This window comes from Streptosporangium sp. NPDC051023 (assembly GCF_040689595.1).
Classification (GTDB): Bacteria; Actinomycetota; Actinomycetes; order Streptosporangiales; family Streptosporangiaceae; genus Streptosporangium.
Genome location: NZ_JBFBCE010000023.1, coordinates 41,777 through 63,495 on the forward strand (window position 1 = coordinate 41,777; position 21,719 = coordinate 63,495).

At 69.5% G+C, this 21,719-nt stretch carries 16 protein-coding genes and 1 pseudogene; 14 read left to right on the plus strand and 3 right to left on the minus strand.

Annotated elements, in window-relative coordinates:
* Window positions 1-146: 146 nt before the first annotated feature.
* From AB0395_RS17310 to AB0395_RS17345, 8 genes are all read left to right on the plus strand, one after another.
* Window positions 147-2,228, plus strand: a complete 2,082-nt coding sequence (locus tag AB0395_RS17310; RefSeq protein ID WP_366281631.1) for an EAL domain-containing protein — start codon at window positions 147-149, stop codon at window positions 2,226-2,228.
* Between the two features lie 185 nt (window positions 2,229-2,413).
* Window positions 2,414-2,713 carry an Asp-tRNA(Asn)/Glu-tRNA(Gln) amidotransferase subunit GatC gene (gatC, locus tag AB0395_RS17315; RefSeq protein ID WP_366281632.1) on the plus strand — a complete coding sequence of 100 codons (300 nt, stop codon included), beginning with the start codon at window positions 2,414-2,416 and terminating at the stop codon, window positions 2,711-2,713.
* Window positions 2,710-4,200, plus strand: a complete 1,491-nt coding sequence (gene gatA / locus AB0395_RS17320; protein WP_366281633.1) for an Asp-tRNA(Asn)/Glu-tRNA(Gln) amidotransferase subunit GatA — start codon at window positions 2,710-2,712, stop codon at window positions 4,198-4,200. Before gatC ends, gatA begins: the two co-directional genes overlap by 4 nt.
* Before the next feature lie 53 nt (window positions 4,201-4,253).
* A complete protein-coding gene (locus AB0395_RS17325) occupies window positions 4,254-5,342 on the plus strand; it encodes an AAA family ATPase (RefSeq protein ID WP_366281635.1) in 1,089 nt (362 codons plus the stop codon).
* On the plus strand, window positions 5,339-5,905 hold the full coding sequence (locus AB0395_RS17330; RefSeq protein ID WP_366281637.1) for a hypothetical protein: 567 nt from the start codon (window positions 5,339-5,341) through the stop codon (window positions 5,903-5,905). Before AB0395_RS17325 ends, AB0395_RS17330 begins: the two co-directional genes overlap by 4 nt.
* A 108-nt stretch (window positions 5,906-6,013) precedes the next feature.
* Complete coding sequence (gene gatB / locus AB0395_RS17335) at window positions 6,014-7,519, plus strand: Asp-tRNA(Asn)/Glu-tRNA(Gln) amidotransferase subunit GatB (RefSeq protein WP_366281639.1); 1,506 nt, start codon at window positions 6,014-6,016, stop codon at window positions 7,517-7,519.
* Between the two features lie 211 nt (window positions 7,520-7,730).
* On the plus strand, window positions 7,731-8,105 hold the full coding sequence (locus tag AB0395_RS17340) for a hypothetical protein (protein ID WP_366281641.1): 375 nt from the start codon (window positions 7,731-7,733) through the stop codon (window positions 8,103-8,105).
* Window positions 8,106-8,654: 549 nt separating this feature from the next.
* Window positions 8,655-10,445 carry a VanW family protein gene (locus tag AB0395_RS17345; RefSeq protein ID WP_366281642.1) on the plus strand — a complete coding sequence of 597 codons (1,791 nt, stop codon included), beginning with the start codon at window positions 8,655-8,657 and terminating at the stop codon, window positions 10,443-10,445.
* Between the two features lie 122 nt (window positions 10,446-10,567).
* On the opposite strand, the pseudogene AB0395_RS17350 reads toward AB0395_RS17345, so the two are convergent.
* Window positions 10,568-10,714, minus strand: a pseudogene (locus AB0395_RS17350) (BldC family transcriptional regulator); the annotation flags it as partial.
* Between the two features lie 250 nt (window positions 10,715-10,964).
* Window positions 10,965-11,192, minus strand: a complete 228-nt coding sequence (locus tag AB0395_RS17355) for a hypothetical protein (RefSeq protein ID WP_366281644.1) — start codon at window positions 11,190-11,192, stop codon at window positions 10,965-10,967.
* A gap of 148 nt (window positions 11,193-11,340) precedes the next feature.
* Between AB0395_RS17355 and AB0395_RS17360 the strand changes: the two genes are divergently transcribed.
* The 6 genes from AB0395_RS17360 (at window position 11,341) to ilvC (ending at window position 20,532) form a co-directional block, all read left to right on the plus strand.
* A complete protein-coding gene (locus AB0395_RS17360) occupies window positions 11,341-12,687 on the plus strand; it encodes a helix-turn-helix transcriptional regulator (protein WP_366281646.1) in 1,347 nt (448 codons plus the stop codon).
* A gap of 212 nt (window positions 12,688-12,899) precedes the next feature.
* Complete coding sequence (locus AB0395_RS17365) at window positions 12,900-13,808, plus strand: 2-hydroxyacid dehydrogenase (protein ID WP_366281647.1); 909 nt, start codon at window positions 12,900-12,902, stop codon at window positions 13,806-13,808.
* Between the two features lie 313 nt (window positions 13,809-14,121).
* Entirely contained in the window at window positions 14,122-16,812 is a 2,691-nt protein-coding gene (locus AB0395_RS17370; protein ID WP_366281744.1) for a GGDEF domain-containing protein, read from the plus strand.
* A gap of 295 nt (window positions 16,813-17,107) precedes the next feature.
* A complete protein-coding gene (locus tag AB0395_RS17375; RefSeq protein ID WP_366281649.1) occupies window positions 17,108-18,898 on the plus strand; it encodes an acetolactate synthase large subunit in 1,791 nt (596 codons plus the stop codon).
* 64 nt (window positions 18,899-18,962) lie between these two features.
* A complete protein-coding gene (ilvN, locus tag AB0395_RS17380; protein WP_366281650.1) occupies window positions 18,963-19,487 on the plus strand; it encodes an acetolactate synthase small subunit in 525 nt (174 codons plus the stop codon).
* Window positions 19,488-19,551: 64 nt separating this feature from the next.
* Complete coding sequence (gene ilvC / locus AB0395_RS17385) at window positions 19,552-20,532, plus strand: ketol-acid reductoisomerase (RefSeq protein WP_366281747.1); 981 nt, start codon at window positions 19,552-19,554, stop codon at window positions 20,530-20,532.
* Between the two features lie 156 nt (window positions 20,533-20,688).
* Here the strand turns inward: ilvC and AB0395_RS17390 are convergent, their stop codons facing one another.
* Entirely contained in the window at window positions 20,689-21,543 is an 855-nt protein-coding gene (locus AB0395_RS17390; RefSeq protein WP_366281651.1) for a CAP domain-containing protein, read from the minus strand.
* Window positions 21,544-21,719 lie beyond the last annotated feature (176 nt).

Sequence of the window (21,719 nt, forward strand, 5' to 3'; positions counted from 1 at the left end):
ACAGCTGGACCAGGGGAAACGGGAGGCGGGGGCCGTGCCGTTGTCGGCGTTTCACATGGTCGGTGACGGAACGTGCGCAATTGGTTCCGCGAAGTGGCCCAGAGGCCGTACTCTCCCATAGTGAACTAATGGGGGTTTTGTTACTCATGGCCGACCCAAACGACACACGCGACACCGGACCGCGTGTGGGCTCACCGCTGTGGACCTATCTCGCCGCCGTCACCACGCTCGGGATCCTCGCCTTCGTGCTGGCGCAGTGGCTGATCAGTCCGGTGCAGTTCGCGCCTCTCGTGCACAGCCCGCTGTTCTGGATGCTGGCGGTCCTGGTCGTGCTGGGCGAGCTGAGGCCGGTGATGTTGTCATCGTCGATGACGGTCGGCGGCACCTATCCGTCGACGATGTTCACCTTCGCCGCCCTGCTCCACTACGGGCTGCCGGTCGCCGTGCTGATGCAGGCGGTCGGCATCGTCGTCAACAACGCGGTCACCCGCAAGGCGTGGCACCGGGTCGTGTTCAACATCGCGCAGACGACGCTGGCCCTCACCGCGGCGGGGGTGGTGCTCATCGTGTTCTGCGGTCACCCGGCCCCGCCGCTCTCCTGGGTGCCCAGAGGGCCTGACCTGTTCGCGATCGGGCTGGCCGGGCTGGCCTACTTCGTGGCCAGAGCGTTGCTGGTCTCCGGTGCGGTCGCGCTGCACGAACGGCGCTCGATCTACCGGGTGATCAGGACCACCATCGGCCACCAGAGCCTCGTCTACGCCGGGCTGCTCGGTCTCGCCCCGCTGGTCGTGGTCGTGATGAACGACTCCCCGGCGCTGGTGCCGCTGTTCCTCGCGCCGATGGCCGCCGTCTACTTCACCGCGACCCTGTCCGTCCGCCGGGACCACCAGGCGACGCACGACGGGCTCACCGGGCTGCCCAACCGCAAGATGCTCGTGATCAGCACGGAGGAGGCGCTCGCCGAGGCGCGAGAGGGCGACAAGATCGGGTTGCTCCTGCTCGACCTCGACCGATTCAAGGAGGTCAACGACACCCTCGGGCACCCGATCGGCGACCGGCTGCTGCAGATCGTGGCGCACCGGCTCACCCACAGCGTACGGCCGGGCGACGTGGTGGCCAGGCTCGGCGGCGACGAGTTCGCGGTGCTGCTGCCCTCGATCAGGGACACCGCGGCGGCCAGGGAGGTGGCCTCGCGGCTGAGGGTCGCCCTCACGGAGCCGGTCAGGCTCGAGGGGATGACCTTCGACGTGGACGCCTCGGTCGGCATCGCCCTCCACCCCGACCACGCGCCGGACTTCGAGATGCTGATGCAGCGCTCCGACGTGGCGATGTACCTCGCGAAGGAGGCGCGCACCGGGGTCGAGGTCTACGTCGCGGACAAGGACCGCAACAGCCCCGAGCGGCTCAACCTCTTCGGCGACCTGCGCAGGGCGCTCGACGACTCCGAGCTGAGGCTCCACTACCAGCCGAAGCTGGACCTGGCCACCGGCCAGGTGCGCGGGGTCGAGGCGCTGCTGCGATGGCGCCACCCCGAGCGCGGGATGATCTCGCCGGGAGAGTTCGTGCCGATGGCGGAGCAGTCATATCTGATGCGGCACCTGACCCGGTACGTCATCGACGCGGCGCTCGAGCAGGCCGCCCACTGGTGGCACATCGGCCTGCACGAGCAGATCTCCGTCAACGTCTCCGCCCGTGACCTGCTCGACTCCACCCTCCCCGACCTGCTCGAGGCGGGCCTGACGCGGTATCACCTGCCGCCGAAGGCGATCCAGCTCGAGGTGACCGAGCGCGTCCTGATGACCGACCAGGCCTACACCGCGGACGCGGTCCACGCCCTGGCCTCCCTCGGTGTGCCGCTCGCGCTCGACGACTTCGGCACCGGTTACTCCTCGCTGGTGCGCCTGCAACGCCTCCCGGTCTCCGAGGTCAAGATCGACGCCTCGTTCGTCCGCAGGATCGGCGAGTCCAGGGACGACGAGCGGATCGTCCGCTCCATCGTCGACCTGGTCCGCTCGCTGGGGCTGCGCTCGGTCGCCGAGGGCGTCGAGTCCGACGACGTCGCGGCCCGCCTGGCCGACATGGGCTGCGAACTGGCCCAGGGCTGGTTGTTCGCCGAGCCCATGTCCGCCGCGGAGACCACCGTCTGGCTCCGTGAACACCGTGGCCAGACGGCGCCCGACCTCACCTTTCTGCGCCCGGCCGAGGTTCTCGACCCGCAGACGGCATAGGGCGGGAAGGGAGGGGACCGTGGCGGAGGGGCGGACTCTCGTCGTTTTCCGCTCGCCTGTCCCCTGAACACGCCTTCAGTGCCCCCTGGGAGGTTGCTGGGGGGTTAATGAGTCGGGCACGTTAGGTCACGAGCCCTAGGATGACAGTGTCCAATTGCCATTCCACGAAACGGGTTCAACGACTCATGTCCGCCATAACCCGCGACGAGGTCGCTCACCTCGCCCGGCTGTCCCGGCTGGCGCTGGCCGATGAGGAACTCGACCACTTCGCCGCGCAGCTCGATGTGATCATCGGTGCGGTCGCCCGCGTCGCCGAGGTGGCGGCCGACGACATCCCGCCGTCCTCGCACGCGCTTCCGCTCACCAACGTCTACCGCCCCGACGAGGTACGGCCAGGCCTGGCGCCGCAAGAGGCGCTGGCCGCCGCCCCGGCCGTCGAGGACGACCGCTTCCGTGTTCCGCGCATCCTCGGGGAGGAAGCATGAGCCTCGTCCACAAGTCCGCCGCCGAGCTCGGCGCGCTGGTCGCGAGCGGTGAGGTCTCGGCCGTAGAGATCGCCCAGGCGCATCTCGACCGGATCGCCGCCGTCGAGCCGCAGATCAACGCCTTCCTCCACGTCGACGCCGAGACGACGCTCGAGCAGGCCCGCGCCGTCGACGCCCGCAGGGCCGCCGGGGAGGACCTCGGCCCGCTCGCCGGCGTGCCGATCGCGCACAAGGACGTCTTCACCACCACGGACATGCCGACCACGGCCGGATCCAAGATCCTTGAGGGGTACCGCCCGCCGTACGACGCGACCGTGACCCGGCGCCTGCGCGAGGCGGGCCTGGTGATCCTCGGTAAGACCAACCTCGACGAGTTCGCGATGGGCTCCTCGACGGAGAACTCGGCCTACGGCCCGACCCGCAACCCGTGGGACCTGTCCCGGATCCCGGGCGGCTCCTCCGGCGGCTCCTCGGCCGCCGTCGCCGCCTACGAGGCCCCGCTGTCCACCGGCACCGACACCGGCGGCTCGATCCGCCAGCCCGCCGCGGTCACCGGCATCGTCGGCATGAAGCCGACCTACGGTGGCTCGTCCCGTTACGGCCTGATCGCCTTCGCCAGCTCCCTGGACACGCCGGGGCCCTTCGCCCGCAACGTGCTGGACGCCGCGCTGCTGCACGAGGCCTTCTCCGGGCACGACCCCATGGACTCGACCTCCGTCGACGCGCCCGTGCCCTCCGTCGTCGAGGCGGCGCGCAACGGCGACGTCGCGGGGCTGCGCATCGGCGTGGTCAAGGAGTTCGGCGGCGACGGCTACCAGGCCGGGGTGCTCGCCCGCTTCCACGAGAGCGTCGAGCTGCTCGAGTCCCTCGGGGCCAAGGTCGTCGAGGTCTCCTGCCCGTCGTTCAGTACGGCGCTGCCCGCGTACTACCTGATCGCCCCGTCCGAGGCCTCGTCCAACCTGGCCCGTTTCGACGCCATGCGGTACGGCCTGCGCGTCGGCGACGACGGCACGCGCAGCGCGGAGGAGGTCATGGCGCTGACCAGGGCCGCCGGGTTCGGCCCCGAGGTCAAGCGGCGCATCATCCTCGGCACGTACGCCCTCTCCAGCGGCTACTACGACGCCTACTACGGTCAGGCGCAGAAGGTCCGCACGCTGATCGCGCGGGACTTCGAGGCGGCCTTCCACCAGGTGGACGTGCTGATCTCACCGACCACGCCGACCACGGCGTTCCCGATCGGCGAGCGCGCGGACGACCCCATGGCGATGTACCTCGCGGACCTGTGCACCATCCCGACCAACCTGGCGGGCAACGCGGCCATCTCGGTGCCGTGCGGCCTGGCGGAGGAGGACGGGCTGCCCGTCGGCCTGCAGATCATGGCCCCGGTGCTCGGCGACGACCGCTGCTACCGGGTCGCCGCCGCCGTGGAGAAGGCCCTCGAGCACCGCTGGGGCGGCAGCCTGCTGTCCAAGGCGCCGGCGCTGTAAGGGCTTCACCGGACGAGTACGGCGACAGCGGGGAATCAGGGGGAAACGGCGGCATGATCACTCGGATCGAGATCGACGGGTTCAAGTCATTCTTGAACTTCGTCCTCGACGTGCCGCCCTTCCTGGTGCTGGTCGGCCCGAATGCCAGCGGTAAGTCGAACCTGTTCGACGCCCTCGGCTTCGTCGCCGACGAGATCACCGGTCAGGGCGGGCTGCTCGCCGCGGCCAGAGGTCTTCCGGCCGAGCAGTTCCACCGGGTCGTGCGGGGGACGCCGGTGCCCGGGTTCGTCGTCTCCGTCGAGACGCTGATCGCCCCGGAGCCCGGCGCGCTGTTGCCGATCCGGTTCGACGCGGGCGCGGAGATGGTGCTCAAGATCCCGAGGTCGAGTGGGGCCGTCGTCAGCCACGTGGCCCACCACCTGCCCGAGGAGCTGCTGGAGCTCATGGTGGAGGACCCCGAGCCTGAGGTCACGCCGCGCCGTACGGTCCAGTCGTGGCGCCGCTACGTCCTGTCGCCGCAGGCGATGCGCAGGCGCTGGTCTCCCGCCGACCGCGGCCCGCTCGCCGCGGACGGCCGCAACCTCGCCGCGGTGCTCGGGCGGATGGCCGGGTCGGCCGCGCTCGCCGACCTCACGGTCGATCTCGCGGGTGTCGTGCCCGACGCGGTCGCGCTGGTGCCCCGCACCGAACGGGACGAGTGCTCTTTCGAGCTGGTGATCGACGGCCAGGGGAGCGTCCCGGCCCCGCTGCTGTCCGACGGGACCCTGCGCGTCCTCGGCCTGCTCGCCGCCCTGCACGATCCCGACCATCCGAGCACCCTGCTGGTCGAGGAGATCGAGAACGGCGTGCACCCCGGGCGGCTCGGCGAGCTGCTCAGGCGGATCCGGCAGCGGATCACGGAGCCGGGGGGCGCGACGCCGTTCCGGCAGGTGATCCTCACCAGTCACTCCCCGGTCGTGGTCGCGGAGACCTATCGCGCCGACCCGGACGCGCTGACCTTCCTGGACACCGTGGTCCGCGTCGATCCCGAGAAGGACAGGGTCTCGCGGGTGACCGTGCCCAAGCCCGTCCAGCCGGACGGTGAGCCGGGCACGTTCGTCTCGCCCCGTCAGGTCCGCAAGTACCTCGGGGCCGCGGCATGAGCCGCCCCCTGGTGCCCGGCCTGGTCGCGCGGGGAGAGGGTGAAGAGGCCTTCCTCGGGATCGTGATCTCCCGTCAGCTGCGTGAGCTGACCTGGATGTCGCCGCACACCGTCGACATCGAGGCGACGGAGGTCGTCTCGTGTGAGCGGGAGCACATGGTCACCGCGCTCGAGGAGCTGGCGGCCGACTGCCATCTGCTCTTCACCCGCGGCGACGAGCGGGAGCGCGGCAAGACCGACGGGGTCCGCTACCACTCGCACTATCTTGTGCCCATCATCGGCCTGGGTGAGACCGAGACCTGGCTGCTGGCCGACCGTGGCATGTGGGCCCGGCTTGAGGGCAGCGACCTCGGCCTGCTGCCCGCCCGCCCGCGTGACGCCGAGCGGATCGCGGACCCGGGCGCGGTCCTGGCCGCGACCGTTCCCCGGCGGGGTAAGCCGGTCGCCGACTACTTCGAGTACGTGGGACGCAACGTCGACCTCGCCGTGCTGGCCCAGGTTCCCGGATACGCCGACTGGGTCGCCGAGACGAGGAACGCATTGAAAGGACTTGGTTACCTGTGAACGAGGAGGGTGATCGACCGATGAGCGCGCGAGAGCCCGCCGCAGCGAGCGGAGTGGCGCGTGAGGTGCGAACGCTCCGCGCAGTCAACGAGGATTGGTGAAGGACCGATGAGCACGGAAACGCTGATGCCGTACGACGAGGCGCTTGAGCGCTTCGAACCGGTGCTTGGCCTGGAGACGCACGTCGAGCTGGGCACGGTTTCGAAGATGTTCTGCGGTTGCCCGACCACGTTCGGCGCCCCGCCGAACACCCAGGTCTGCCCGGTCTGCCTGGCCCTGCCGGGGGCGTTGCCCACGGCCAACGTCGCCGCGATCGAGTCGACGATCCGCATCGGCCTGGCGCTCAACTGCTCCATCGCCGAGTGGTGCCGCTTCGCCCGGAAGAACTACTTCTATCCGGACATGCCGAAGAACTACCAGATCAGCCAGTACGACGAGCCGCTCTGCTTCGACGGCTACCTCGACGTCGAGGTGGACGGCAAGACCGTGCGGATCGAGATCGAGCGGGTCCACCTGGAGGAGGACACCGGCAAGTCCACCCACGTCGGTGGTGCGACCGGACGCATCCACGGCGCCGACTACTCGATCGTCGACTACAACCGCGCGGGCATCCCGCTGGTGGAGATCGTCACCAAGCCGATCCCCGGCACCGACAGGCTCGCCCCCGAGGTCGCCCGCGCGTACGCGACCGAGCTGCGCGAGGTCATGCGCGCGCTGGGAGTCTCCGACGTGCGCATGGAGGAGGGTTCCATGCGCTGTGACGTGAACGTCTCCCTCATGCCGCGCGGTTCCTCCGAGTGGGGCACCCGGACCGAGACCAAGAACGTCAACTCGCTGCGCAGCGTCGAGCGCTCGGTCCGCAGCGAGATCGAGCGCCAGGCCGCGATCCTGGCGGACGATGGCAAGATCGTCCAGGAGACCCGCCACTTCCACGAGAACACCGGCACCACCACCTCGGGCCGGTCGAAGGAGGAGGCGCAGGACTACCGCTACTTCCCCGAGCCCGACCTCGTGCCGATCGCGCCGGACACCGCGTGGGTCGCCACGCTGAAGGCCGCGCTGCCCGAGCTGCCGCGCCTGCGGCGCAAGCGGCTCCAGCAGGAGTGGGGCGTGTCCGACCTGGACATGGAGTCCATGCACAACGTCGACGCCATCGACCTGGTCGAGGCGACCGTCGCCGCGGGCGCCCCGCCCGCCGACGCCCGCAAGTGGTGGATGGGCGAGCTGGCCCGCAGGGCCAACGAGGCGGAGGTGCCGCTCAGCGCGCTGCGGATCACCCCCGACCAGATCGCCAGGGTGTGCGCGATGGTCGCCGGGGGAGCGCTGAACGACAAGCTGGCCCGCCAGGTGCTGGAGGGCGTGCTGAACGGCGAGGGCTCCCCGGACGAGGTGGTCGCCGCCCGCGGCCTGCAGATCGTGAACGACGAGGGCGAGCTGTCGGCGATCATCGACCAGGTGCTGGCGGACAACGCCGCCGCGGCCGACAAGGTCCGTGGCGGCAAGATCGCGGCAGTCGGCGCCCTCGTCGGCGGCGTCATGAAGGCCAGCCGGGGCAAGGCGGACGCGGGCCGTGCCCGTGAGCTCCTGCTGGAGAAGCTCGGCGTGTCCGAGTAGTCCTCACCGTCGTCTCCCGGGGTTAACCGGCCCCTTCGATTCACGGAAAGGCCTCGTCGATCATCCGATCGGCGGGGCCTTTCTGCATGTGGTAATTCGGATTTTTCACAGCAAACATGTATTGACTCAATTATTGACTCCTTGCACAGTGATCACATTCATCCCCCCTTTCTCTCTGGTGCCGCACAGCCCTGAGATCGGAGAACCCCCCATGAAGAGGTTTTTGGCGCTCCTGACCGTGCTCTCGGCCGCCGTCTGCGGGACACTGACCGCCGTCACCCCGGTCCAGGCCACCGTTTCCACCACCGTCTCCGTTGTCTCGGCGCCGGCGATCGACGCCGTCGTCATCGCGAACGGGGTCCGCCTGAGATCGACCCCCGGTGGTACCCGCGTGATCGGCTTTCTCTACTACTGGGATTACGGCCAGATCCTGAACTTCTCGGGCGCCTGGTGCCAGTTCCGGCTCGGTGGCAGGTCGGCCTCCGGGCTGCCCGCGGGAACCACCGGATGGGCCTCCTGCTCCTATTTCGCCACCGAGGACGGTCTGCGCGTTTCGAACACGGTCGTCGACTCCCTGGAGTCCTGACGGTGCCACGGTGAGGGCCTCGCCCCGGGTACGGCGGAGCCTGCGGGCGGTCGCCGTACCCGCGGGCCCGCCCTCCCCGCGAGCCTCACCGGCCCCACCGGCTCCGCCCCGGTGATCCGAGGATGCGGAAAAAGCCTTTCCACGGTGGGAGACGGTGCCACGGGCCCTGATGGGGAGGTGATTTGTTACCCGCCTTGAAGGGTTCCCGCTGGCGGTTGTGGTTTAGGGTTGCCGGAGGTGGAAGCTGCGAAGTAAGAGGAGCCGGAGGCAGTGCGGAACGCCGGAGCGTCGACAGACCCGCCGACGGACCCGTTCGCGGCTGTGCCCCTGCCCTCGCATCCCGTTCGCCCCGGCGCCCGCGATCCCGGACTTCCACCGGGCGGCAGGCCGAAAGGGGCATCGAATCTCCCTCCGGGCGTCTCGCCCGACATCTTCGGCCCGTCGAGCGCGGGCGGGCAGGCCGGGTCCGCCGGGCCCGGGCCCGGATCGCCGGGAATGCCCGGCCCCCCCGGACTGCCACCACCCGCCCCGAAGCCCGAGCCCTGGCGAATGGCGGCCCCGGAAAAAGCCTCCCCGCCGCGCCAGGACTCCGCACCCGGCGGCGACGCCGGATCCCCGCCCAGGAGGCTCTCCGGTTACGAGGAGGCGTCCCCGCGCCGCAGGGGACGCAGGCTCCTCGTGGCCTTCGTTCTCCTGCTGGTGCTCGCCGGCCTCGCCTACGTCATCCCCGCGATCGTCATGGCGGGCAAGATGCTGCCCGGCACCCGGGTCAGGGGCGTCGACATCGGAGGACTCACCGCTACCGAGGCCGCAGACCGGATCAGGGACAGGCTCGCAGGCCCCGCGACCAGCGAGATGACCCTGCGGGCCGCGGGCAAGAAGTACACCCTCGATCCCGAGACGGCAGGCCTGGAGCTCGACGTCGTCGCGACGATCGACCAGGCGCCCAGCGACTTCCCCGCGCCGGGGGAGGTCTGGCACGCCCTCACCGGGATCAACGATCTGAGGCCTAAGGTCTCCGTCGACTCCGAGCTCATGAGGGGCGCCGTCAAGGGGCTGGCGAAGAAGATCGATCTTAAGGTCAGGGAGGGCGCGGTCACCTTCCAGGGCGCGAAGCCGATGGCCGTGGTGCCCAGGGACGGCCGCAGGCTGGAGCAGAAGGCCGCCGCGGACGTCATCGCGCACGCCTTCCTCGGCCCTCCCGGTGACGTGGAGTTGCCGGTTTCGGTGATCAAGCCCAAAGTCACCCCCGAGGCGGTCAAGAAGGCCGTCGCGGGAGCGGGCAAGGCGCTGGCGGGGCCGGTGACCCTGGTGCACAAGGGCAGACAGGCCCAGCTGGCGCTTGAGACCCTCGCCGCCCACCTCTCCTACGAACCCGACGGCGCCGGTGACATACGCCCCGTCTTCGACGCCAGGGCCGTGGCCGCCGAAGTGGAGAGCAGCCTCGTCGATCCCGCACTGGCCCCAAGGGAGCCCACCTTCGAGATCACCGGGAACAGGCCGAAGCTGATCCCGGGGCGCAAGGGACAGGGGATCGACGACGTCAAGCTCGCCGAGGACGTGGCCACCCTGCTCACCAAGGGCGGAGACCGGACGATCCAGGTCGCGCTCACGAGTGTCGAGCCGAAGGTCTCCGACGCGGAGGCACGGGCCCTCGGCATCAAGGAGAAGATCAGCGAGTTCACCACGCCCTACGTCTGCTGCCCGCCCAGGGTGACCAACATCCGCGCGCTGGCCAAGATCATGGACGGCTACATCGTCAAGCCCGGCGAGACCTTCTCGCTCAACGGCGTCATCGGTGAGCGCGACACGGCCAGGGGGTTCGTCCCGGCGCCCATGATCCAGGGTGGCAGGCTGATCGACTCGGTCGGCGGCGGCATCTCCCAGTTCGTCACCACCATGTACAACGCGGTGTTCTTCGGTGGCCTCGAGGACGTCCAGCACGTGGCGCACGAGTTCTACATCTCGCGTTACCCGGCGGGCCGGGAGTCCACGGTCTCCTGGCCGGAACCCGACTTCCGCTGGAAGAACGACTCCAAGTACGGCGTGCTGGTGAAGACCGCCTACACCGACGCCGGGGTCACGGTCGCCTTCTGGAGCACGAAACGCTACGACATCGAGTCGGTCTCCTCCCAGCGCTACAACGTCACCCCGTTCAAGAGCGTGACCGAGAGCGGCCCCGGCTGCATCCCGATGGAGGGCCAGCCAGGCTTCACGATCGATGTCTGGCGGGTCTTCAAACAGGACGGCAAGGAGATCAAGCGGGTCAAGAAGACCACGGTCTACCGCCCCGAACTCGACCTCAAGTGCGTCTCAGGCGGCACCCCCCAAACTGAATAGATCGCTGTGCTGATGGCGATGCCTGGCGGCGTCGCCGGGCTTGGGCGCTCCAGCGTCGGTGTCTTCCTGTGTTCATTGCGACGCCTTCGGCCCGTGGGCGGTTCCGGGGCGTCCCGCAGGATCTAACCGCCGTTCCGTAGGGTGTTGACCTCGGCTTCCCGGTAGCGGCGTTGTCCGCCCGGGGTGTGGATGAAGGTGAGCTTTCCTTCGTCCGCCCAGCGGTTGACGGTCTTGGGATCGACCCGGAACAGGCGTGCGACCTCACGGGGGTCAGGAACCGCTCGGCGGTGCCGTCGAGGGCGAAGGTGCCGTCGGAGCCGATGACCAGGATGGCCGTCATAGGGGATCTCCCGGTGGGTGTGGGGTGGTACGGCGGGCGAGAGGGGGCTCTCCGCCCGCCGTACCGGCTTCAGAACCGTGGGAAGGTGCGGGGTACGGCGGGGCCGTCCCACAGGCGCCGGTACACCTTCGTGAGCGGCTGTCCGTCGCGGTGCCGTCCGCGGTGACGAGATCGTCCGATCATGGCGTCACCTGTCCGGCGACCTGACGGGCGATCTCTTCCTGGTGCTCGACGAGGACCTGGATCTCGTCGAAGGTGTCGGCGTCCAGGTCCGGTTCGGCACCGGCCCGCCGCGCCGCGAGGGGGAAGGGCTCCTGCCGGAAGGCCCAGAACCGGCTCCTGTCGCTGAGGATCAGCCGCCAGCCCGGGATGGTCGGTGAGGGCACGGTGGCCCTACCATCTCGCACGGATCGCACCTCCTTTGCGATCGAGGAACCCCGTATGGCCTGTCCGCCTGCGGGGTTCCGCTTTACGTGACGCTTACCGGTGCCATAGTTGAAGTCACTGGGAGTGTGAGACAAGACACGTTGCGTCGTCACCATGGGGGTGCGACGCATGAGACGGATCGCGAGGGCAGGCGTGACCGGACAATCAACACCGACCACATTGGCGGGCTGGCAGGAGTTCGGCCGTGTGCTGAGGGCACACCGAGAACAGCGTGAGCTGAGCCTGAGGGACCTCGCCGAGCGGATCAGGTGGCATCACTCCGTGATCGGCAAGTGGGAGCAGGCGAAGAACCGGCCGCCGGTCGAGGCCGTCAAGGTTCTCGACGCCGAATTCGGCGCCGGGGGCGACCTCATGGCGCAGGCGCTTCATGCGGCGATGGCCGACGCCGATCAGGCGCGGAAGAGTAACGTCGAAGCAAAAGCCTCAACGCGGGATGAGGGTGAGGAGATGGAACGCAGACGACTCATGCGGGACGCCGCCGCCGTCGCCGTCGGCGGCGCGGTGGCGCCCGTGCTGGCCACCCTGACCAGTGCCTGGCAGGCGTCGGGACCTCGGATCTCCGGGGCGAGCGTGTCACAGGAGATGATCGACGACTGGGAGGACGCCGCCGACGTCCACGCCAAACGGGCCTACATCGACCCGCCCGCCGTCGTCCTCGCCGCGCTCGCCGCCGACTTCACCGACATGGCTCCCCACCTGGGCCGGACCCAGCCTGAGCCGGTACAGAGCGATCTCGCCCATGCCGCCGCGCGCCATGCGGCCCTGATCGCCGGAAAGTGGTTCGACCTGGGAAACCGCCGTGAGGCGCACCGGTGGTGGAGGAAGACACGAACCTTGAGTGAGCAGTCCGGAGACACTTTGCTGGCTGCGTGGCTGCTAGGTCGGGAGGCGGCCTATCGAAGAGCGGATCCAGATGAAGACCTCGATGACGTGCTTCTTGTGGCTCAACGGGCTCATCGTTTCGCCGGAGACCACCCCAGCGCGCCGCTCGTGATCGCCCTTAGCGCTGAGGCTCAGACGCTCGCGATGCTGGGCCGTTACGTCGAAGCGACCACCGCACTACGCCGAGCCGAGGAAGTGTTCTCCCGGCTTCCGTCTCAGAGCGTCGGCCTGGATCCCAACTGGGTGTACTTCGATCGAAGTCTGATCTACACATTCGCTGAAGAGGTCAAGCTGGCGCGTGAAGCGCAAAGCACCGCCGAAGGGCTCTATCCGTCAGCGCACCACGGAGCGGTCACAATCGCTCTGCACAACGCGGCACTGCACGCTCGCACGGACCCAGAGCAAGGCGCACAGCAGGCGCTGAGGCTCGTGGAGACGCTCCCGGTCGCACGGCGGGACGTACGGGTCAAAGCGGCGGCTCGCATCGTGCTGGACGTCGCCCCGGAGAAGGCGCGCGCCCTGCCCGCCATGCGGGAACTGCGTGCCCTGACGATGGGCGACCGGTCGGCCTGAGCCGGACATGACGACGCCCCGCCGGTCGGTGACCGGCAGGGCGTTCGTGCTCCTGGCACGCACGGGACGGTTCATGCCCTCCGTAACCGGTTTGCTGCAAACCCGTATCGCAGCGGTACATCTACGAAGGTCTCCCGGTCCAGACACCGACACTGGGGCGCCCAAGCCCCGCGACGCCGCAGGCGTCGCAAATAAGCACAGATAATGCACGCATGAAAATCTGGGTCCCCTCCGCAGCGGCGGCTGACGTTCTTTGCGATCTTCCTGATGTGGAGTGTGTCGTCTACGACGGCACCGGGCCGGTTCCCGAAGGGGCCGGGAAGGTCGAGGTCTGGGTTCCGCCGCTGGTCCCGCCCGCGCGGATCCCCGAGATGCTCGGCGAGATGCGCGGGCTGCGGTTGCTGCAGACCGTCACGGCGGGGGTCGACGCCTACCTGCCGCACCTGCCGGAGGGCGTCGTGCTGTGCAACGCGCGGGGCGTGCACGACGCGGGCACCGCGGAGTGGGCGGTCGGAGCCATGATCGCGGTGTTGCGGGAGTTCCCCGGCTTCGCCGCCGCCCAGCGGCGGGGCGAGTGGACCTACCACCACACCGGCGCGCTGGCCGACTCGACCGCGCTGATCGTCGGCTACGGCTCGATCGGCCAGGCTCTCGAGCGGCGCCTCGAGGGATTCGAGGTGGACGTCGTGCGGGTGGCCCGTACCGCGCGGGGGAACGTCCACGGCCAGGACGAGCTGCCGGAGCTGCTGCCGGAGGCGGATGTGGTCGTGCTGCTCGTGCCCTCGACCCCCGCGACCACCGGGCTGGTCGACGCGGCTTTCCTGGCGGCGATGAAGGACGGGGCCGTACTGGTGAACGCGGCCAGGGGCGGGGTCGTCGACACCGCCGCGCTCCTCGCCGAACTGGAGCGGGGCAGGATTACGGCCGCGCTCGACGTGACCGATCCCGAGCCGCTGCCCCCTGGCCATCCGCTGTGGACGGCGCCGGGGGTTCTCATCACCCCGCACGTCGCGGGGAGCAGCCCGGCCTCGGGGCGGCGCCTGCTGAAACTGCTCCGCTCGCAGCTCCTGCGCCATCTGGCGGGCGAGCCGCTTAAAAACGTGATCACCGGTTCGTACTGACCGGGAAAGGATTCCCGACCGTGGCTACCTCGTGACCTGGGCTGCGTACGGTGAATTACTGCGAGTCCGAATCACTCACGTGGTTATCGGATCGGTGACGACTCAGACGTTGTCACCATCCGCGTCGGCAGGAGAGCACACACTGATCGTGTGCCGCCGCGACCGCGGAAGACGAAGGACGACGTGTTCGCGATGGCAACGCGAGCGCAGCGAGCAGAGGACCGTTGCGAAGGCGAGACGAATCGACACCGATGGGCAGACGACATTGATCCGCTGGCGTGACCCCCGGGTAGCGCTGACCGCCGCAGCCGTGATGGGTGTGGTGGGGCTCGTTGCCGCCCTTCTCAGCGGTGCCGCCGCCGTGGTCGTCGGCGCGGTCGCGGGTGTCACGGCCGCCGCCGCCGCGGCGGTCTCGCTGTTCGCCGCGGCCCGTCGCCCGTCGGACCGCGGCAGCGCGCTGGCCTGGCGCTGGCTCGCGGGTGGCTCCGCGACCTGGCTGGTCGGCATCGGCGTACGGCCGCTGGCGGACGGGACGCCCTTCGCGGTGACCTTCGCCGACCTGGTCCTGCTCGCCGGCACCGTGATGCTCGCCGTCGGCACCGGCCTGTGCGCGGTAAGGCCCGCGCACGGCCAGGCGCTGTTACGGGATCTCGCCGACGCCTATGTCTGCGCCGCCTCCCTCTTCGTCATCGGCTGGGTCCTGCTGCTCGGCCCCGCCTACCGCGACGCCGGTGACGCGGGCACCTTCGCGGTCACCCTCGCCTCTCCGCTGCTCTGCCTGGTCCTCACCTGCGCGGTCGGCCCCGCCGTCGTGCCCGCCAGGCGGTCGGCCTGGCCGGTCGGGCTGGCCGCGCTGGTCGTGCTGGCGGCCGTCACCGCCTCGGAGACCGTGACCGCGCTGGCCAGGCTGACCGGTGACGCGCCGCCGCTGAGCGAGGTGTGGCTGGCCCCCGCGGCCTTCCTGCTGCTCGCCGCGGTCGCCTGGAGCGACCGTACGGCCCGCGCGAAGGCCTCAGGGGACACAGAGGACACCGGTCTCCTCGGGGACCGGGGAGACACAGGAGAGCCGGGGGACACGGAGACCGAGCAGGAGGCGGCCGAGCCGCTGGTCGGCCAGGCCACCTCGCCGCTGGTCGCGGCGACGCCGCTGGTCCTGGTCGTGGTCGCGGCCGTGGTCGTGCTCCTGCGCGTGCTCGGCGGTGGGATCCAGGGGCCCGTGGTCGTCCTCGCCCTCGTTTCGGTCTCGGTCGTCGTCGTCCTGGTGATGCGCCTGTTCGTGGTGCTGATGGAGACGGGCCGGATGCGGCGCCTGGTCGACCTGGGCGAACGGCAGCTGCACGACCTGGCGGAGAGCACGGGCGACGTGGTCCTGTTGTGCGACTACGAGGGCGTGGTGCGTGAGATCGGCGAAGGCGTCGAGACCACGTACGGCTACCGCCCCGACGAGCTGATCGGCGGCAGGATCTTCGACTACATCCACCCGGAGGACGTCCCCGCGATCCAGGTGGCACTGCGCGCGATGAGCCTGGACGAGGAGCCCGCGGAGGGGGCGGGCACCTGCATGGTCGCCTGTCGCGTCAGGGCCGCGGACGGCACCTGGCGGCCGACGGAGTCGGTGGCGACCCGGCAGATGCGCGGTGAGGAACTCCTGCTGGTGACCACCAGGGACGTCAGCGACCAGGAGGCCCTGCGCAACCAGGTCGCCCATCTGACCTTCCACGACGGCGTCACCGGCCTGCCCAACCGGGCCTACTTCGAGGAACGCACCCGGGAGGTGCTCGCCCGCCCCGGCGCGAGCAGCGCCGCCGTGGTCTTCCTGGACCTTGACGGGTTCACCGCGGTCAACGACTCGGTCGGCCACGCCAGCGGCGACTACCTGCTCGGCCAGGCGGCCCGCAGGCTCCGCGCCGCCGTACGGGCCGACGACACTCTGGCCCGCTGGGGCGGTGACGAGTTCGCGGTGCTGCTCGAGGCGGCCACCGACGCCCAGACGGTGGTCGATCTGGCCGAGCGCCTGGTGCGCACGGTCTCGTCCGAGCCGTTCAGGGTCGCGGACCGCGACGTCGCGCTGACCGCCAGCGTGGGGGTCGCCTTCGCCGACGAGGACGTGTCCTCGGCCGACCTGATCCGCAACGCGGACGTGGCGATGGCCCGCGCGAAGGAGCTCGGCGGGCGCCGGGTCGAGGTGTTCGCCGCGCACATGCACACCGACGTGGTCCGGCGTCTCGAACTCGCCGCGGACCTGCAGCGGGCGCTGCTGGAGAACCAGTTCGCGATCGAGTACCAGCCGGTGGTCGACCTGGCCACCTCGCGCGTCACCGCCGTCGAGGCGCTGGTGCGCTGGTGGCGGGGGAGCGCGTTCGTGCCGCCGGAGCATTTCCTCGGTCCCGCGGAGGACACCGGGCTCATCGTCCCGCTGAGCGAGTGGATCCTGCGCGAGGCCTGCAGGGAGGTCGCCGCGTGGCGCGCCTCCTCGTGGGAGATCGGCCTTTCGCTGAACCTCTCCGCCAGGCAGATCATGGCGCCGCGCTTCGTGGAGAGCGTCGAGTCCGCGCTTGAGGAGAGCGGCCTGCCGCCGAGCGCGCTGACGTTGGAAGTCATCGAGGAGATGCTGGTCGAGGACGCCGAGGAGACCGTCAACCGGCTCTCCGAGCTGCGCGAGCTCGGGGTACGGCTGGCCATCGACGACTTCGGCACCGGTTACGCCTCGCTGGCCCTGCTGAGACAGCTCCCGGTCGACATGATCAAAATCGATCCCTCGTTCGTGTCGGGCCTCGGGAGCGACGAGACGCTGACGCTGCTGACCCGCACGATCGTACGGCTCGGCCACGACCTGGGGCTGATCGTGGTGGCGGAGGGCATCGAGCGTCCCGAGCAGCTGGAGCTGCTGCGCGAGATGGGCTGCACCCGGGGACAGGGCTTCCTGGTCGCCAGGCCGATGGCGGCGCGCGGGGTCGACTCCCTCATGCGCACCAGCCTGTCCAGCCTGCCGAGCGGCGTCTGACCGGCGCGCGGCCCCCGAGGGGCGGAAGGACGCGAGAGCGACCCTGTTCTGCCTGTTCAGCGCTGTTTCGAAGTCGCCGTTCCGTTCGTGCTCCCGGCCACCCCCCGTCCGGATTCTCGTTTCTTTCGTCTCGGATTTTGAGACTCCTGTCCCATGAATTTGACGTGGGCCCTGTCCGTCGGCCATGGTGGAGCCATGCATCACCGTGGGATTCTCGTAGTACTTCGCCGGCGCGCAGGCCGATAGCGAAGCACTTCGTCCTGCGCGCCGCCCCAGATCCGCCATCCCTGGCGGGATGGGGCATTTTTTATGCCGTCAAACACTGCTCAGCCACACAAGGAACGAGCCGATGACCGAACAGATGACAGGAGCCCAGGCCCTCGTGAGGGCGCTGGAGAACGTCGGAGTCGACACCGTGTTCGGGATTCCGGGCGGCGCGATTCTTCCCGCCTACGATCCCCTCTACGACTCGGTCAAGGTCCGGCACGTGCTTGTACGGCATGAGCAGGGTGCCGGGCACGCAGCACAGGGCTATGCGCAGGCGACCGGCAAGGTCGGCGTCTGCATGGCCACCAGCGGCCCCGGCGCGACCAACCTGGTCACCCCGATCGCCGACGCCTACATGGACTCGGTCCCGATGGTCGCGATCACCGGCCAGGTGACCAGCGAGGCCATCGGCACCGACGCTTTCCAGGAAGCCGACATCTCCGGCATCACCATGCCGATCACCAAGCACAACTTCCTGGTGACCGACCCGGCCGACATCGCCAGGACGATCGCCGAGGCCTTCCACATCGCCGGGACGGGCCGCCCGGGGCCGGTGCTGGTCGACATCTCCAAGGACGCCCTCACCAACAAGACCACCTTCCAGTGGCCGCCGGTGATGCAGCTCCCCGGCTACCGCCCGGTGACCAGGCCGCACTCCAAGCAGATCCGTGAGGCGGCCAAGCTGATCGCCGAGGCCAGGCGTCCCGTGCTCTACGTGGGCGGCGGCGTGCACAAGGCCAGGGCGGCCAGGGAACTGCTCGAGTTCGCCGAGCTGACCGGCATCCCCGTGGTCACCACGCTGATGGCGCGCGGCACCTTCCCCGACAGCCACCGCCAGAACCTGGGCATGCCCGGCATGCACGGCACCGTGCCCGCCGTCGGCGCGCTGCAGCGCGCCGACCTGCTCATCGGGCTCGGCGTTCGTTTCGACGACCGTGTCACCGGCCACCTGCCCAGCTTCGCCCCGCACGCCAAGGTCGTCCACGCCGACATCGACCCGGCGGAGATCTCCAAGAACCGGCACGCCGACGTCCCCATCGTGGGTGACTGCAAGGAGGTCATCTCCGAGCTGATCACCGCGGTGCGCAACGAGGACCGCAAGGGCGACTACACCGAGTGGTGGCAGCAGCTCGACGCCTACCGGGAGACCTACCCGCTCGGCTACACCGAGTTCGAGGACGGCTCCATCGCCCCGCAGTACGTCATGCAGCGGCTGAGCGCGATCGTCGGCCCCGACGCCATCTTCACCGCGGGCGTCGGCCAGCACCAGATGTGGGCGGCCCAGTTCATCGGCTACGAGAACCCCGGGTCGTTCATCAACTCCGGCGGCGCGGGCACGATGGGCTTCGCGCTCCCCGCGGCGATGGGGGCCAAGATGGGCAGGCCGGAGAGCACGGTCTGGGCCATCGACGGCGACGGATGCTTCCAGATGACCAACCAGGAGCTGGCCACCTGCGCCATCGAGGGGGTGCCGATCAAGGTCGCCATCATCAACAACGGCAACCTCGGCATGGTCAGGCAGTGGCAGACGCTGTTCTACAACCAGCGCTACTCCAACACCAACCTGCAGACGGTCCGTCGCATCCCGGACTTCGTGAAGCTGGCCGAGGCGTACGGCTGCGTCGGCCTGCGGTGTGAGCGTCCCGAGGACGTGGACGCGATCATCCAGAAGGCGATGGAGATCAACGACGTGCCCGTCGTGATCGACTTCGTCGTTCACGAGGACGCCATGGTCTGGCCGATGGTCGCGGCGGGGACCAGCAACGACGACATCAAGTTCGCCCGCGACATGGCGCCGGTCTGGGACAGCGAGGACTAGCGATGTGTGAGCGGACCGACAGGCACAGTGGCGCCCCGGCGGGCGGCCGGGCGAAGGGAATGGCATGAGCAGGCACACGCTCTCCGTGCTGGTCGAGAACAAGCCCGGCGTGCTCGCGCGCGTCGCGGCGTTGTTCAGCCGCCGCGGATTCAACATAGACTCGCTGGCGGTCGGGCCGACCGAGCACGAGGACATCTCCAGGATGACCATCGTGGTCAACGTCGAAGAACTCCCGCTTGAGCAGGTCACCAAGCAGCTCAACAAGCTGATCAACGTGCTCAAGATCGTGGAGCTCGACCCGGCGCAGGCCGTGCACCGCGAACTCACCCTGATCAAGGTGCGGGCCGACGCCGAGAACCGTTCGAGCGTGCTTGAGTTGGTCAACCTCTTCCGGGCGCGCTGCGTTGACGTCGCTCCGGACGCGGTGACGATCGAGGTCACCGGCACGCCGGACAAGTCGCAGGCCTTCATCAAGCTTCTGGAGCCCTACGGCATCAAGGAGCTTGTCCAGTCGGGCATGGTGGCCATCGGCCGCGGCGCCCGTTCCATCACCGATCGTTCTCTCCGGGCCCTGGACCGGAGCGCATAGAGCCCGTACGAGCCGGACGCACAGGCCGTACGAGAAACCCTGAAAGGTTAAGCGAGTGACTGAGATCTTCTACGACGACCAGGCCGACCTGTCGATCATCCAGGGCCGGCACGTGGCCGTCCTGGGCTACGGCAGCCAGGGCCACGCCCACGCGCTCTCCCTGCGCGACTCCGGCGTGGACGTCCGGGTCGGCCTGCCGGAGGGCTCGAAGAGCCGGGAGAAGGCGGAGGCCGACGGTCTGCGTGTGCTCTCCCCCTCCGAGGCCGTCGAAGAGGCCGACCTGACGATGATCCTGGCGCCGGACCACATCCAGCGCCACCTCTACGCCGAGCACGTGGCCCCGAACCTCGTCGAGGGTGACGCCCTCTTCTTCGGCCACGGCCTCAACATCCGCTACGGCCTCATCGAGGCCCCCGAGGGTGTGGACGTGGCCATGGTCGCGCCCAAGGGCCCGGGTCACCTCGTCCGCCGCCAGTACACCGCGGGCCGCGGCGTGCCCTGTCTCGTCGCCGTCGAGAAGGACGCCAGCGGCAACGCCTGGGACCTCGCCCTGTCCTACGCCAAGGGCATCGGCGGCACCCGCGCGGGCGCGCTGAAGACCACCTTCACCGAGGAGACCGAGACCGACCTGTTCGGTGAGCAGGCCGTCCTCTGCGGTGGCGTGTCCGAGCTGATCAAGGCCGGGTTCGAGACCCTGATCGAGGCCGGCTACCAGCCCGAAGTCGCCTACTTCGAGTGCCTCCACGAGATGAAGCTGATCGTCGACCTGATGTACGAGGGCGGCATCCACAAGATGTACTGGTCGGTCTCCGACACCGCCGAGTACGGCGGCTACTCCCGCGGCCCGCGCATCGTGACGCAGGAGACCAAGAAGGAGATGCAGCGCATCCTCGCCGAGATCCAGTCGGGCGAGTTCGCCAAGGAGCTCGTCGACGAGTTCGACAGCGGCCAGAAGAAGTTCACCGCCTACCGCGAGGAGCTGGCCGAGCACCCGATCGAGAAGACCGGTGCCAAGCTGCGCCCGATGATGAGCTGGCTCAAGTAGCCGACGCTCCTCTTCCGGCAGCTCGTTTCCCGGACAGCCCGCGCCCCCGCGACGGTTCACGTCGCGGGGGCGCGGGCTTCTTGCGCGGTTGTCCGGGATGGTCCCGTGTCCGCGGGAGGCGGCTCGGTGGCCGTCTGTGCCCCGGATTCCGAGAGGTCAGTGCTTGGCGAAGTCCTGGGTCCAGTAGGGGCCGCGCGAGCTGGTGGCCATGCCGACCCCGATGTGGGTGTACGCGCAGTTCATGATGTTGCGCCGGTGGCCCTCGCTGTTCATCCACGCCTTGACCACGTCGGCCGGGGTCCGCTGGCCCCAGGCGATGTTCTCCGCCCATGCCGTCATCGGGCTGAATCCGGACGCCTTGATCCGGTCGGTCATGGTCCGGCCGTCCTGGGAGGTGTGGCTGAAGTAGTTCTTGGCCGCCATGTCGTCCGAGTGGCCCTGGGCGGCGGAACGGAGCTGCGGGTCGTTCTTGAGGGGGGCGCAGCCTCCGGCCTGCCGTTCGACGTTGGTCAGCCGTACGACCTCGTCCTGGGCGGACGACCCCTGGGGCGGGGCGGGCGCGGGAGCGGTGTTCGTCGGGGTCGGGGTGGTGGTCGAGGTCGCGGTGGGGGACGGGGTCGGGGTGTCCGTGGGAGAGCACGAGAGGCGGACCGTCTTCGAACGGCCCGTGTTGCCCTGGTAGTCGGTGACGGTGGCGTAGTAGGAGCCGGGGGCGCAGCGCAGCGCCGCGGTGACCCGCCCGTTGCTTCCCCGCCTGGCCGCGCTCTTGACGACCGGGTCGGGACCGGTCACCGCGCGCAGGATCCGGATGCGGACCAAGGCTGTGTCGGAGCAGCCCAGCCGGGCGGCGGACGCCTGGATCTTCCCGGTCGCGGTGACGTAGGGGTTGGCCGCGTACACGCGGCACTCGGACTGCGGGGACTGCTGGGTCGCCGCCTGGGCCGCGGCCGTCGGCGCGCTGAGCGCCGCCAGGCTCCCGAGGCAGGCAAGTACCCCTAGCGGTCTACGCATGTCGGTTCCTCCAGATTGGTGGGCGCTGGATGGATTCCGCATTCTGTCGGGCTTACATCGCCCGTGTCACTAAATTCCGGACAATAATTGTGGGCTCCAGGTAAACCAGAGTGATCCACGAGACGTCTGTGGCGTGCCGCCCGCCGGGGTGTGCCGCAGCACGCGGAGGGCTCCGA

Coding starts and splice junctions, on each gene's coding strand:
- AB0395_RS17310 (WP_366281631.1), top strand. CDS start 147: ATGGCCGACCCAAACGACACACGCGACACCGGACCGCGTGTGGGCTCA.
- AB0395_RS17365 (WP_366281647.1), top strand. CDS start 12,900: ATGAAAATCTGGGTCCCCTCCGCAGCGGCGGCTGACGTTCTTTGCGAT.
- AB0395_RS17325 (WP_366281635.1), top strand. CDS start 4,254: ATGATCACTCGGATCGAGATCGACGGGTTCAAGTCATTCTTGAACTTC.
- gatB (WP_366281639.1), top strand. CDS start 6,014: ATGAGCACGGAAACGCTGATGCCGTACGACGAGGCGCTTGAGCGCTTC.
- AB0395_RS17370 (WP_366281744.1), top strand. CDS start 14,122: ATGGGTGTGGTGGGGCTCGTTGCCGCCCTTCTCAGCGGTGCCGCCGCC.
- gatC (WP_366281632.1), top strand. CDS start 2,414: ATGTCCGCCATAACCCGCGACGAGGTCGCTCACCTCGCCCGGCTGTCC.
- AB0395_RS17375 (WP_366281649.1), top strand. CDS start 17,108: ATGGGGCATTTTTTATGCCGTCAAACACTGCTCAGCCACACAAGGAAC.
- AB0395_RS17345 (WP_366281642.1), top strand. CDS start 8,655: ATGGCGGCCCCGGAAAAAGCCTCCCCGCCGCGCCAGGACTCCGCACCC.
- AB0395_RS17340 (WP_366281641.1), top strand. CDS start 7,731: ATGAAGAGGTTTTTGGCGCTCCTGACCGTGCTCTCGGCCGCCGTCTGC.
- ilvN (WP_366281650.1), top strand. CDS start 18,963: ATGAGCAGGCACACGCTCTCCGTGCTGGTCGAGAACAAGCCCGGCGTG.
- AB0395_RS17390 (WP_366281651.1), bottom strand. CDS start 21,543: ATGCGTAGACCGCTAGGGGTACTTGCCTGCCTCGGGAGCCTGGCGGCG.
- AB0395_RS17360 (WP_366281646.1), top strand. CDS start 11,341: ATGAGACGGATCGCGAGGGCAGGCGTGACCGGACAATCAACACCGACC.
- gatA (WP_366281633.1), top strand. CDS start 2,710: ATGAGCCTCGTCCACAAGTCCGCCGCCGAGCTCGGCGCGCTGGTCGCG.
- AB0395_RS17330 (WP_366281637.1), top strand. CDS start 5,339: ATGAGCCGCCCCCTGGTGCCCGGCCTGGTCGCGCGGGGAGAGGGTGAA.